The organism is Sphingobacterium sp. B16(2022) (assembly GCF_012030425.1).
Taxonomy (GTDB): domain Bacteria; phylum Bacteroidota; class Bacteroidia; order Sphingobacteriales; family Sphingobacteriaceae; genus Sphingobacterium; species Sphingobacterium anhuiense.
Genome location: NZ_JAAUVN010000001.1, coordinates 1378048 through 1390749, shown reverse-complemented (window position 1 = coordinate 1390749; position 12702 = coordinate 1378048). Strand labels below are relative to the sequence as shown.

Sequence of the window (12702 nt, the reverse complement as noted above, 5' to 3'; positions counted from 1 at the left end):
CTATTGCTCTTTTAAACATATCCAGACCGGTGCGTGGTCGCTTGTTTTCTCCCAGCTTCTTACATGCCGGTCGATTCCGCCTTCTAAAAGTCTATCTTCCAATAAGGGACTAAGTAAAATATGATCCAAACGAAGACCGGCATTGCGGCTGTAAGCATGCCGCAGGTAGTCCCAGAAGGTATATACCTTCTGATCCGGAAATAATTTCCGGATAGTATCCAGCCATCCTTGAGCTATAAGATGCTGAAATGCCTTCCTGACTTCAATTCTGAACAAAGCATTATCGATGTATTTTTCCGGTTTATATGTATCCATCTCCGTCGGAATGATATTAAAATCTCCAATAAGGATGACGGGAATCTCCATCGCTAACAAGGTCTTAGTACGCTTGGTTAGCCGTTTTATCCAGTTCATTTTATAGTCGAACTTTGGTCCCGGATAGGGATTCCCATTAGGCAGGTACAAGCAGCAGATCACGAGCTGATTGACAATAACCTCTAGGTATCGGCTATGGGTATCGTCTTCATCTCCAGGCAATACGCGTGAGACTTCTGTGATATCGTATTTAGAAAGCACAGCAACACCGTTCCAGCTTTTTTCACCATGCCATATTGCCTTGTAACCAGCGTCGGTAATAGCCTGTATAGGAAAACGCTCCTGTGGAGCCTTTAATTCCTGCAGACAAACGACATCAGGAGATTCCTCCTTTAACCATCGAAGCAATACAGGTAGACGGCCATTAATACCATTGATATTATAGGTTGCTATTTTAATCATGACTTAGCATATATCATTATGATCACTTCACATTAAAACAAACACCGCTCACCAAAGTTTGACCGACAACGGTATTGAAATAAAAACATTATTATCCCGGTTAGAGAACAAAAGTGGACTATCTAGTGTACTCTTTAATATCAAGGCTTTAAAAGGAGCCTACATAAGATGAATACTGATATTTGCTAGAGGGTCGAGATCCGATGCAGGTAGGGTAATAACAGTTAGTATTTCACCACTTAAAACGAAAATCATGGAAAAAGTACTGATAACTAATATGATGCAGCAATTGCGAGATATCGAAAGTGCTGATCTATGGATCGATGAAAATTTCGAAAAGAAGCTTGCTGAAGTAAATGAAATGACAGCGTTCGAGCGTCCGCTTCCGGACATGCACAGCATCGCCGAATTGATGTCGCATTTGATAGAATGGCGAAAGGAAGTCCTCAGCCGTCTCCAAGGAAATCCCCGTGGACTTGAAATGACCGATACCGCAAATTGGCGAACCAATACAGAACTTGCCAAAAAAGAATGGAAAAATATGCTTCTGGAATTTCACGGCACACAACAAAGCATCATCTACTTTCTGGAAGGCAAAGACGATGTATTTCTATCGACACCCTACCCTTATGCAGATCCTGCATTTCCACACGATTACCAATATTTAGTAACAGGACTTATCCATCATGATCTATACCATCTCGGACAGATGGGCATAACGATTAAATTCTTAAAAATGCGCGAAATCAATCAGATGGCATAATCATCTTTCAGCTTCATGGCATGTTTTACCCTTTAACATTCACCATAAGTTTAAATAATGAACTAACATTCTTTTAGATTGTTTATTAAATAAACATGAAGAGCATATACGATGGAAAATTTATTGCAGGAACAGGCCTATCTGTTAAATAATTTAGTAGAGGCCAATAATGACCGAATTGCGGGTTATACCAAATATATTGAACTGTTACCAAAAGATACGCACAACGATATTGATAAGTACCTTAGGCAATACCGGGATCAGTCTGAACAATTTATTACAGACCTCAAACCCTTCGTTTATGAGGCAAGCGAATTTCCACAGCTAAGCACAACTATATCGAGCAAATTACGCAACATGTGGCTGGATCTGAAGAATAGTTTTGTTGAGAATACGATCCAGAGCATCTTAAATGACTGCGAAAAAAGAGAAGACATCTACAAGCGTGTGTATCATCACACTTTAGAAGAAAAAGAAGTGCTGACATTAGAAGCAGAACATCTCATTCGGCATCAGGCGATACTGCAGCTTCAGGCTCATGATCATATTAAAAGCCTGCGGGACAAAAATTTAGCGGATTGTCCGTAATTACGGCATTGATTCTTTAAGATGATTTGGAAAGGTGGCAATGCGCGAAAAAAAGCAAGCACCAATCGATGCTTGCTTTTATATCCCTATTTCTTTCAATACGTGAATTGATCTTCCTAACTCCGTATCCTAGGAACTGTTTTCCTGATCTTCGAACTCCTATTCCCACCACTACAGTATAAAAAATGTCTTTGGCTTCAAGGGCTCAGGAATATGCTCTTCTCCAAGCAATTGTTTGATATTGATTTCAATATTACGGGATATCGCGGTTACGGGCACATCACTTTGTCGATTGCGAAAAGGATCCTGTAGATTATAGGCCGTCTTATCTGCCAGGAAGAACAATGCTGCGATCAGCACCAATAGCGGAATTTCGAAAATCGGGCTGACATCCTGTATAGCTATCGATAAGGTAATCAGAAAGAGATAGATCGCTCCGTGAAGAAAAAGGCGGTAAGTAACCGGAAATACGGTATTATTGATCCGTTCAGCCCGACCCATCGCATCCACCAGCCTGACTAAGGTTTGATCCAACTGAACACGGAAAAAATCAGGAATTGCCTGCTTTTCGGACAGATCCTTGATAGCAAGCGCCTGCAACTGGGTAATTGCCAAGGGCACATTGCGATGCTGTTGCAATAGATCAAGTTCATCCTGCGTCAACTCCAATGGTCTTGCTAACGGGTTGAGGTCGCGAAGTGAATCCCCTAATGCATAGCACCAGGCAATCTGCTTATAAGCAATATCCTTTATCACCCCTGCATATTCAGGAGCGAGATAGCTCTGCATCTGGATGACAAGCGACCGGGAGTCATTAACAATAGCGCCCCATACTTTGCGTGCTTCCCACCATCTTTCGTACGACTGGCTCATTTTAAAAGACAATAAAACCGATATGGCGGTACCTAAAAATGCAGGAACCCCCAAGGGCATATTCGGAAGCTTATCGTGTAAAATATAAGTCAATCCATTAAAAATTAAGCCGATAATGGCCACCAAAGCCACTTCCCTTTTAACTTTGTTAAACATATAACGAAAGGGAATTTTAGAAGAGTTTAAGATCATAATAGCTTAACAAACTTTATTTATATCTGTTTCCGCCAAGGCTATTTTGTTTTGAATTTTGTAGCGATCTGTGTACAAGTATTTCAAAGAATATCATTAATATTTCAAAAAAGAGTGTTTTCATACTAAATCAGTATTTTGATGGTTCACTCTTGGTACCATTATTTAAAATCTCGCATCAACCCAACATAATTTACGTAAGTTAAGCAGTCCTAAACAATTCAACAGCACACTGATTTGATTTTTCGAAGAGATTCTACAACACTTACTTCTACTATTTAATTAAAATAAAATCAACTTTCCTATATGGTTAATTGTTATAGACCTAGATAACAACGATATTTTAGTAAAATCTCATAAAAAAAAGGAGGACTATGCCTTGGTACAATGATGACTATCCGCCAACTTATAAAAATTTGCCTACTCATATCCGTATTAGAGCCATTGAAATGGCCGATACATTGCTACAGGAAGGTGTTCCTGAAGATACTGCTATTGCGATCGGGCTGAAATTAGCCAAAGAGCATTTTGCAAAAATTCAAGAAGACGATGGTATTGCGAAGTTAGGGGCCATGGACCACATGCCAATCGATTCTAAAAAATAAGTAGGCGGTTTCAAATATTAAAAATAATAAAAGGCTGCGTATGAAAATACTACAGCCTTTTATCCTATTAACCACTTTAATGAACACGGTGATGAACCGTATTATAAAATTAAGAATAAAAATATACGTTAACAAAACAAAGATTGTAATACCAGTATATAAAATAAAATTACCGATTAAATACCTACTTCGACAGGACCTTATATTTTAAATGATAACATTCATTTTTATAAATTAGTTAAAACTTTTACAATGTTACTTCATCACGTAGCATTTTAATGGCATCATGTGCTTCCAGCTGTTTATCCAACTGCTTTAAAAGTATATTTTTCACCTCGATAGATAATTGATCATTATCCTCTTGAAGAATTTTTTTGTACGTGTCCTTAAACGCATCCTCTCCTTTTTCACAACTTTCCAATAAACTTTTTCTGTCATTACCTGCAATCGTTACTTTTACGCTCATCCACATTCTGAACAGTTTACCGCTCAGCATAGTGGCATCGGTCGGTTGTTCACCTTCCAAAACCACAAAAGGTTTCAGCTCTTCAATAAAATGTTGCGATTGCAAGACATACTTTGCAAATAATTGCTGTAAGCTATCTAAACTTAGTGTATGCGAAAGATCTAATGCTGTTTTATAACCTTCCACCCGATCATTATTAATTTTAATCAGGTCATTGATAATTTCTGGGTTGTTCAAATGATTTTCCATAATACATTGAGTTACTTTATAAATATTTATACAAGAAAAACAACCCATCGTAACAGGAGTTCACCGTTACTTTGATTTTCAAGTATTAACACAAAAATTCCGTATATACCACGATTTCAAAAATAATTACGCCGATAGAAAATTAAAACACCTCTTCCGATTGATCAATTACGACACTCTTACACAACGAATTGGAAATCCTGCTGGATAGTTAATGTTGTGATATGTTATACCACCACCTTGTGTAAATCTTGAAATCGTAATTGATCTTGAATTGAGTCGATCACCATTTAACATGATAATGTACGTTTCTAAATCACCTCCATCACCAATATACGGAAATGGTAAAGTCCAATAATTGGAATTCTTCTCTGGTAGCGGTCTGTAAGGTGTAATATTAAATCGCAGAGTATTATCAGGATAAGGGGAAGCCGTACCGCTGGCAGCAAATTCATAATAATTTAAACCACTTTGTGAATCATTCAGAAAAGGAAAATTATTAATATACCCAATAGGTGCTATGGAACTTTTTACTTCCTCCTGTGAGGGCATTTTCCATGTACCTTGGGGATAAACATTTAAACATGGATCACCTTGATCAATCAGTTCCTGAGGCTTCCAGCTTGATTTCACTGCAGTAGATTGATGAGTATGCAAAAATCGGTATGGGTTATGCGCATTTTCATGTACGTAAAGGTTTTGCCTTGCCCAGCGTAAGCCATTTTTTGTTATTGGTGATTCTAAAATATTGAATAGGCAATAATAGCTCTTACCCTCTTCAATCAGGGCAATTTCTTGTTGGAAAGTAAAAGGAGTAGCAAGGAGATTCTCATCGAAATTACGTATTGTGCCATTATCCAAACGTATACTTAAACCATTAATTTGCACATCAACCTTAAGATCTTCATTACCCTGCATCACTGGAACGTAAAAGTAAGCTAATTTTCTATCCTGAAAACCGCTTTCAATATCAATAAAGTCTCTGGTTTGGAGAGTTGACAAGTTGTGGTTGATATCGCGTGGCACAAGGATCCCGGTTTTTATATCCAGCGCTCCGTTATTAATTGTTCCAGCAGAACCGGCGCCTATTTTTACTCCCGCTGTCAAGGCTGTCATATCAGCAAATAATCCCATAGCATTAATTTCCACGGCCAGTCGTGCAAATTTATGACTAAATGTAATTGGTAGTGCAATTTGGGCATTCTCGGTATCTGGTACCGTAAATTCTCCCGAAGCGTACAGCACATCTTTATTCTCAGGGAGCGTAACAATACTGTTTGCTCCTGTTATATTTGGAATTTCCTCTGTATTATTATAGGATAGCGCATGCCAGGTGTAGCTTGTACCTCGGGACACCTGGAGTTGTCCCGGAGTTCCAAAACGAAGAGCCGCGGAGCTGACAAAGCCACCATCATCCTTTTTGAAGAGGTAGAGCCGATAAGTTATTCCGCTAGCAGGAACATCCGCTTGAGGACCTGTCAATGTTGCTTTATTTGAAACTCCTTTTTGTTTTACGAATTGTCGTTGTAGTATTTCATCACGCATGCTCACCTGTACATCAAATGCGTTATGCTGTATTATTTTAGAAACTTGGGTCTTCGCCGTTAATTTGGCTTTATTTTTCTGTCCTAGACCTGTGGAACTTTGGACCTCCTTAATACCGGTTACAGTAACCACCAGCATGGTTTCGTTTACTGTGACAGGAGCTTCGTTATTACCTTCTTTTGAACATGAGGCAAAGATACTTATACCTAAAAAAATCAAGAGGTAATGGGTCGTTTTTTTCATAATTTGGAAATGGTTTTGTTTTGAGGAACATAAGATTTATATTATATTACTGTATGTTTTGCTATTAAAAACAAAACATATACACAATGTCCCCTCATTATTTAGAAATCCGTGCGTCACGTTTTATAACCTGGTGCAATTATAAATCTTGATTTTGAGTGCCTCCGATTTCTGATTCCCAATTATTAATAATAGGCTCTTCAGGTGCGTTTAATAGAGATCCCGCGGCTATCCCCTGCTCCAACTCTACTTGTAATACCTGTATAGTTGGTACAACATAAACATTGTTTTTTCGTTTTTTCATGTGATTCAATTAGTGAATTGTTAAATAGTTACTTATAATGGTTTATTTAAAATTTTAAATTTACTTTATTTTTGAAAGTTTTTACAATATTTATTTAAACACGTATAAATCCCTTCATCCGATCCCAACTCCTAAAATATATAAAGTGATCATTGCTTTACGCACCTCCTTTGATTATTTTAATAATCTGTGCTTTTCGTATGAAATACCGTTATTTAATTTTTATGGCAACTAAAACAGATATAGTTTGTTATTGATATGGAGAAATTTTGTACTTCTTGTTAATCAGGAATCCACTATACATAAGTATGTTAGGCTAGCCTTTTTCATTGTAAGCTATCAGCATCAGTAATAGCTTGCGAAGAGAAAATAAAGGATTTTGGGATGATGGCACTAAATTTCTGTAGGAAGCAGGACGTTAAACTTAAATAAAAGGACAGACTTAAATAAAAATTATATGATACATGATGCGCACATTATTATTCATGCCGCACGGGTAGGCAACATAGAAGTACTAGAAGAACTGATTCGTCAGAAAGTAGATCTTAACAGTAGAGATGATAAAGGTTATACGCCACTTATCATTGCCTGTTATAATAACCAATATGAAGCCGCGCAATTATTATTAAACGCAGGCGCACATGTTAATGCACAGGATAACGGCGGAAATAGTGCACTGATGGGCGTGGCATTTAAAGGTTATAAGAATATTGCCGAACTACTGATCAATCATGGAGCAAATCTCGATCTACAACATGGAAATGGTGGCACTGCACTTATGTTTGCTGCCATGTTTGGAAGAAATGAAATGCTGCAGCTTCTATTGGAGCGCGGTGCTAATAAAAGTATTCTGGACACCAGAGGCTTGTCGGTAGAAGATCTGGCTGCGCAACAAGGGAATGAAATTGCGTTGTCCATCTTACAAAATTAAAACCTCATGACTTTTTTTAAAATAAAAATACCCGGCACTCCACAGTACCGGGTATTTTTTATTAACAATATACGGAATGATTATGCAGGTATCAATCGTGGTTTTTCACGGTTCCAAAAGCGATGCTGTGCTATTGCTTGCATAAATAACGGCCCTAGTGCAGCTCCATCTTCTGCAACGACCACACCTTCCGCCAGAACAGATTCCTCAGAAAAATCTTCCGGCAGTTTCTTAAAGAAATAAGTTGCCTCGAGTACCTGTAGCGCCTGTTCATCAGCTGCAATGGCTTTACAATGCTTAAATGCTTCATTCAAAAAATGAACGGCATTTGCTTCAGCTTCCAGCGTTGCCACACTATTCGTACCTCCGGGTACATAAACAGCATCGTACAGCACAGATGCCGCAGTCAAAAAGCTTTCATCGACCGGTACAGGAGTATCATCGGAAGCAACGACCATCCCTTGTTTAGGAGCTATAATATGAACAACACCTCCGGCAGCAACAATACTTTCTTTGACCGACAATAACGATTCAGCGTCCACCCCATCAGCGACTAGGAAAGCAATCTTTCTGCTCTTGATACTATCCTTCACCGTATTTTCCATGCTTAATGCCAGTGACTTTTTCACTTCACCATCCACCTGTATCGGCTTATAGTCGTCCGGATTTCCATCTGCCGGTATACTACGGTTAACAGGTTTTTCCAATACTTCGGGCACTTTAAGCCCTAATTGGAAAGCCACGGCAGCGGCCAATCCCTTATCAACCAGTGACAGGATGCCGACCATTCTTTCACGAACAGCTACCGTTTTAACCTTACCGAGTTCAAAACTGAAAGCATCGATGATGTGATTTTTTTCCGGCTCTGACTGACTGTAAAAGAACAACCTAGCTTGGCTAAAATGATCCAAGAAACTTTTACTTCTGCTTCTCACCTTTTTCGCATCGATGCGTTCCTCATAAGATGTAAAGCCACCATCGGCTTCTTTCACTTGTTTCGGATCATTATTCCCCAAAGCATTAGGTCCATAACTCACCTTGCCTCTATTGATCGTTTGCCGCATAAAACCATCCCTTTGGTTGTTATGAACAGCAACGATAGGGCGGTTTATCGGAATTTCATGAAAATTTGGTCCACCTAACCGGATCAATTGGGTATCGGTATAGGAAAAAAGCCGGCCCTGCAACAAAGGATCGTTTGTAAAGTCTATTCCTGGCACAACATTGCCGACGTGAAACGCCACCTGCTCCGTTTCGGCAAAGAAATTATCCGGATTACGATTCAACGTCATCTTACCGATCCGTTGTACAGGAACCTGTTCCTCAGGGATGATCTTGGTCGGATCTAGCAGATCAATACCAAACTTAAATTCATCTTTTTCAGACACAATTTGTACACCTAATTCCCATTCTGGAAACGCACCACTTTCAATTGCTTCCCAAAGATCCCTTCTATGGAAATCAGGATCTTTGCCGGAGATATTCTGCGCTTCATCCCAAGCTACAGCATGTACACCCAATAAAGGCTTCCAGTGGAATTTAACAAAATGTGCTTCACCTTTAACATTGATAAAACGGAAAGTATGCACACCAAAACCTTCCATCATCCGATAACTGCGCGGTATAGCCCGATCGCTCATCAACCACATGATCATGTGGGTAGATTCGGGCATTACTGAAATAAAGTCCCAAAATGTATCATGCGCTGATGCCGCTTGTGGAATTTCATTATCTGGTTCAGGTTTTACCGCGTGTACTAGGTCTGGAAATTTCATCGCATCCTGGATAAAAAATACAGGCATATTGTTGCCGACAAGATCGAAATTTCCTTCTTGTGTATAGAATTTAACCGCAAATCCGCGCACATCTCTCGCCAGATCGGTAGATCCTTTAGAGCCAGCTACTGTTGAAAAACGAACAAATACAGGAGTTTCAATTTCAGTGTCATTTAAAAACCCAGCTTTGGTGACACTTTCCAACGGTTCATATAATTTAAATACGCCGTGAGCTCCAGAGCCCCGGGCATGAACAACACGCTCAGGGATACGTTCATGATCGAAATGTGTGAGCTTTTCTCTAAAAATAAAATCTTCCAGCAGCGTAGCGCCACGATCTCCGGCGCGAAGCGAATTCTGATCATCATTAATGGCTAAGCCATGATCGGTAGTCATCATTTTTCCTGTGGCATCAGTAGTATGTGGAGCTAAAGATTTAATCTTATCATTTTCTGCAGTAACGTCAGACTGGTCTAGAATATCTTTTTCTTTCATCATTATGGATTTAAATAATTCATTATTCTTCCGCTGCATTATAGTTAACCCCATCTTCAGCGACTTCTGTCAATAAAGTATCTGCTGCCTTCTCTTCTGCAAGCGTTTCTTCAAGTAAAGTGGCAACATCTTTTAGTCCCAAGGTAATGGACAACTGCAGTAAACCTCCGTAACTAGCAATTTCGTAATGTTCTACTTTTTGAGAGGCCAGTATGATACCAACATCCCGCGTTGCAGATCCGGGCTCTGTACTTTCTATGATACCCTCTCCTTCTTTAGCTAAACCTTCCATTGCATCACATTTTTTAGCAATTGGCACTTTGCCCATTAGCTGGAATATTTGCTCCAGGCGTGTCACATGCCCTTCAGTTTCGTTCAAATGATTGCTAATGGCTTCAACTAAAGCTGGAGAAGTTGCTGCTTTAATCATTTTTGGCAACGTTTTGACCAAATGGTTTTCTGCCCAATACAGATCCATGATTCCATCCATAAAAAGTTCATGTAGTGCTGGCTCTGCAGTAATAGATGATTGCGTTTTAAATTTCGGGGTTGTTCCAGTTTCATTTTTCATAATATTTTATTTATTTAGTGGCATTATCGCGTAGAATTTTGATTTCTTCATGCGCTTCAGATTGTCGACTCAATTGGTCTAAAAGGATATTGCACACAACAGTGGACAATTCATTGACATGCTCATCAAGCGTATTGTTGTATGTTTCTTTAAAAGCATCTTCACCTTTTTCGCAACTCTCAAGCAAACTTTTTCTATCGTTTCCGACAATAGCTCCTTTCACACTCATCCACATTCTAAAAAGCTTACCACTTAACATGGTCTCCTCCGTGGGTTGCTCACCTTCAAGAAACACATAGGGTGTAAGCTCTTCAATAAAGCGTTCAGATTGCATGATATAATTTGCAAACATATGAGGGAGCGGATCGAGACCTAAGCCGTGGGCAAGATCTAAGGCAGTTTTATAACCTTCAATTCGATCATTATTTATTTTTATGAGGTCATTGATGATGTCGGGGTTGTTTAAATTATTTTCCATAACGACTGTTTTAATTGAGGTTTTAATTACAATGGAAGAACATTCGATGAATGGGTTCGTTCACGAAAATTTACATTTTGGGTATTTACACAGACATTACGTAAAAACCACGTGCAGACAGCATACTGATAACCGAAATCTGCTAAAGCGCTTCCTCAACAATTATTGAGCATAATAAAAAAGGTCACAGCACCTTGTGCCGTGACCAACTTTATGTGCGGCATTCCTCAATAAACCGCAACGTGAAAATTCATTATGCATCTTTCTTTAAGTCATAAACAGATAGACCAGCTGTAGCAGGGCCTGTCAGTAAGTCTCCATTTGGTGCGTAGCGAGCTCCATGGCAAGGGCAATCCCAGCTTTTTTCAGTGTTATTCCATTGCACAATGCAACCAGCATGCTTACATACAGGATCTAAGGCAAATAATGTTCCTTCATCATCTTTATATACCCCTAAGGTGTGTTTATCATAATCGATAATTTTCCCTTCTCCCTTAGCAAGATCAGCTAAGCCATCAATTTTATCAATGGCAAGGCGATCGATGATCAGATGTTTAGCAACATCAAAGTTTTCCGAAATAAAATTCGAAAACCCAGCAATGGGCTTAACCCTCCCCGGCGAAAACAGTTGTTCATATTCACTGGTACCATTTATAATAAGATCAGTAATAATTTTAGCAGATAATGTTCCGAAAATCATTCCATTACCACTATATCCAGTTGCTACAAACTGCTGTTTTGATTTCTTTCCAGGAAAATAACCAATGTAAGGAAGCCCATCCGTGCTTTCGTAATACTGAGAAGACCATTTATACAGCACAGCCCTTACAGCATAATGCTTTCTTACAAATGCTTCCAATTTTACAAAATTGAATTCGGGATTAGGATGTTGACCGGTTTTATGGTCTTGTCCGCCAACCAATAAGATCGTTTGGTCTTGATAAGTAGCTTTCCTAAAATAATGAAAAGGTTCCTGCATATCGTAAATGAGATCATCGGGATATTGATTCTCATCTTTCAATTGAAATCCCATGACATAACTTCGATAAGGAGCAAGTTTAAACGTTAAGAGATTGATCCCCGGCGGCGTATGGGTAGCATAAACCACAGCATCTGCATAGTAGTGATGATCGTCGCCAACAGTTATTTTTTGTCTATTATTCTCTTCTTTAACTTCATTAACTGCTACCCCTTCTTGAATAACGCCACCAGCATTTTCGTATTGGGATAAAAGCACTTTCAGATATTCCAAAGGATGGAAACGTCCCTGCTTCTCAAACTTTATGGCTTTTGTCATATCCATCGGTCCAGGAATATCAGTGACATAGGTCGCCTGTAAACCTACCTCCAGAATGGCGTCATATATTTTTTTCAATTCTTTCTCTTCATCTTCATTAGTAGCATACATATAGCCATTGCAATGCTCCAGGTCACATGAAATGTTAAACTGTTGCACGTGATTGGAAATTATTGTCAAGGCTTCTTTTGCCGCACTGGCTGCTAAGGTGGCATTTTCTTTACCAAAGTTGGAAATCAGATCATAGTAAGGCGTATCAAGAACAGTGTTCAGGTGTGCCGAAGTACCCGAAGTTGTTCCGAATCCTATGGTTTTAGCTTCTAAGATTAAACAGTTTTTACCCGCATTTTGCAGCATTAACCCCGTAGTAATTCCGGTTATACCCGCACCGATAATGACTACATCATAATCGTGTTGTGCTACTGTGTCTTTATGATCATTCAATTGACTTGTATCTTGCCAATAGCTTAAATTAGATCCGTCTCTTTTCATGGATTCTTTCTTTTAATGTACATGATAACCGATTATTTTACTGGTGAAAAACAGTAAC

General features: G+C 39.0%; 13 protein-coding genes. 4 read left to right on the top strand and 9 right to left on the bottom strand.

The features are described 5' to 3' along the window. Nucleotides 1–777, bottom strand: coding sequence for an exodeoxyribonuclease III (gene xth, locus HCX49_RS06145; protein ID WP_206368266.1), 777 nt, complete (start codon nt 775–777; stop codon nt 1–3). 253 nt (nt 778–1030) lie between these two features. On the opposite strand from xth, the gene HCX49_RS06140 reads away from it, so the two are divergent. Then, on the top strand, nt 1031–1540 hold the full coding sequence (locus HCX49_RS06140; RefSeq protein ID WP_132768021.1) for a DinB family protein: 510 nt from the start codon (nt 1031–1033) through the stop codon (nt 1538–1540). Between the two features lie 111 nt (nt 1541–1651). Beyond that, nucleotides 1652–2128, top strand: coding sequence for a PA2169 family four-helix-bundle protein (locus tag HCX49_RS06135; protein ID WP_021191750.1), 477 nt, complete (start codon nt 1652–1654; stop codon nt 2126–2128). A 171-nt stretch (nt 2129–2299) separates the two neighbouring features. Here HCX49_RS06135 and HCX49_RS06130 read toward each other — a convergent pair whose 3' ends face one another. After that, nucleotides 2300–3157, bottom strand: coding sequence for a bestrophin family protein (locus HCX49_RS06130; RefSeq protein WP_237682727.1), 858 nt, complete (start codon nt 3155–3157; stop codon nt 2300–2302). A gap of 410 nt (nt 3158–3567) precedes the next feature. Between HCX49_RS06130 and HCX49_RS06125 the strand changes: the two genes are divergently transcribed. After that, entirely contained in the window at nt 3568–3798 is a 231-nt protein-coding gene (locus HCX49_RS06125; RefSeq protein WP_132768020.1) for a hypothetical protein, read from the top strand. Nucleotides 3799–4045: 247 nt separating this feature from the next. On the opposite strand, the gene HCX49_RS06120 is transcribed toward HCX49_RS06125, so the two are convergent. The 3 genes from HCX49_RS06120 to HCX49_RS06110 form a co-directional block, all read right to left on the bottom strand. Next, nucleotides 4046–4513 (bottom strand): PA2169 family four-helix-bundle protein, encoded by a 468-nt coding sequence (locus HCX49_RS06120; protein WP_132768018.1) that lies wholly within the window; start codon nt 4511–4513, stop codon nt 4046–4048. A 168-nt stretch (nt 4514–4681) separates the two neighbouring features. Continuing rightward, the gene (locus HCX49_RS06115; RefSeq protein WP_168126515.1) at nt 4682–6301 is read right to left on the bottom strand and encodes a fimbrillin family protein; all 1620 of its coding nucleotides are present in this window, start codon (nt 6299–6301) and stop codon (nt 4682–4684) included. A gap of 139 nt (nt 6302–6440) precedes the next feature. Next, on the bottom strand, nt 6441–6605 hold the full coding sequence (locus tag HCX49_RS06110) for a hypothetical protein (protein WP_165905827.1): 165 nt from the start codon (nt 6603–6605) through the stop codon (nt 6441–6443). A gap of 457 nt (nt 6606–7062) precedes the next feature. On the opposite strand from HCX49_RS06110, the gene HCX49_RS06105 reads away from it, so the two are divergent. After that, entirely contained in the window at nt 7063–7536 is a 474-nt protein-coding gene (locus HCX49_RS06105) for an ankyrin repeat domain-containing protein (RefSeq protein ID WP_168126514.1), read from the top strand. Between the two features lie 80 nt (nt 7537–7616). Here the strand turns inward: HCX49_RS06105 and HCX49_RS06100 are convergent, their stop codons facing one another. The 4 genes from HCX49_RS06100 to HCX49_RS06085 all read right to left on the bottom strand — a co-directional run bounded on the left by HCX49_RS06100 (nt 7617) and on the right by HCX49_RS06085 (nt 12644). After that, nucleotides 7617–9806 (bottom strand): catalase, encoded by a 2190-nt coding sequence (locus HCX49_RS06100; protein WP_410528501.1) that lies wholly within the window; start codon nt 9804–9806, stop codon nt 7617–7619. Between the two features lie 22 nt (nt 9807–9828). Further along, entirely contained in the window at nt 9829–10377 is a 549-nt protein-coding gene (locus tag HCX49_RS06095) for a ferritin-like domain-containing protein (protein ID WP_021191746.1), read from the bottom strand. Between the two features lie 10 nt (nt 10378–10387). Continuing rightward, complete coding sequence (locus HCX49_RS06090; protein WP_021191745.1) at nt 10388–10855, bottom strand: ferritin-like domain-containing protein; 468 nt, start codon at nt 10853–10855, stop codon at nt 10388–10390. 253 nt (nt 10856–11108) lie between these two features. Next, nucleotides 11109–12644 (bottom strand): FAD-dependent oxidoreductase, encoded by a 1536-nt coding sequence (locus HCX49_RS06085; RefSeq protein WP_168126512.1) that lies wholly within the window; start codon nt 12642–12644, stop codon nt 11109–11111. Between the last annotated feature and the right edge of the window lie 58 nt (nt 12645–12702).

What these genes read in the sequence shown, in the direction of transcription:
- xth (WP_206368266.1), bottom strand. Translation starts at nt 777, where the DNA reads ATGATTAAAATAGCAACCTATAATATCAATGGTATTAATGGCCGTCTA.
- HCX49_RS06140 (WP_132768021.1), top strand. Translation starts at nt 1,031, where the DNA reads ATGGAAAAAGTACTGATAACTAATATGATGCAGCAATTGCGAGATATC.
- HCX49_RS06135 (WP_021191750.1), top strand. Translation starts at nt 1,652, where the DNA reads ATGGAAAATTTATTGCAGGAACAGGCCTATCTGTTAAATAATTTAGTA.
- HCX49_RS06130 (WP_237682727.1), bottom strand. Translation starts at nt 3,157, where the DNA reads ATGTTTAACAAAGTTAAAAGGGAAGTGGCTTTGGTGGCCATTATCGGC.
- HCX49_RS06125 (WP_132768020.1), top strand. Translation starts at nt 3,568, where the DNA reads ATGCCTTGGTACAATGATGACTATCCGCCAACTTATAAAAATTTGCCT.
- HCX49_RS06120 (WP_132768018.1), bottom strand. Translation starts at nt 4,513, where the DNA reads ATGGAAAATCATTTGAACAACCCAGAAATTATCAATGACCTGATTAAA.
- HCX49_RS06115 (WP_168126515.1), bottom strand. Translation starts at nt 6,301, where the DNA reads ATGAAAAAAACGACCCATTACCTCTTGATTTTTTTAGGTATAAGTATC.
- HCX49_RS06110 (WP_165905827.1), bottom strand. Translation starts at nt 6,605, where the DNA reads ATGAAAAAACGAAAAAACAATGTTTATGTTGTACCAACTATACAGGTA.
- HCX49_RS06105 (WP_168126514.1), top strand. Translation starts at nt 7,063, where the DNA reads ATGATACATGATGCGCACATTATTATTCATGCCGCACGGGTAGGCAAC.
- HCX49_RS06100 (WP_410528501.1), bottom strand. Translation starts at nt 9,806, where the DNA reads ATGAAAGAAAAAGATATTCTAGACCAGTCTGACGTTACTGCAGAAAAT.
- HCX49_RS06095 (WP_021191746.1), bottom strand. Translation starts at nt 10,377, where the DNA reads ATGAAAAATGAAACTGGAACAACCCCGAAATTTAAAACGCAATCATCT.
- HCX49_RS06090 (WP_021191745.1), bottom strand. Translation starts at nt 10,855, where the DNA reads ATGGAAAATAATTTAAACAACCCCGACATCATCAATGACCTCATAAAA.
- HCX49_RS06085 (WP_168126512.1), bottom strand. Translation starts at nt 12,644, where the DNA reads ATGAAAAGAGACGGATCTAATTTAAGCTATTGGCAAGATACAAGTCAA.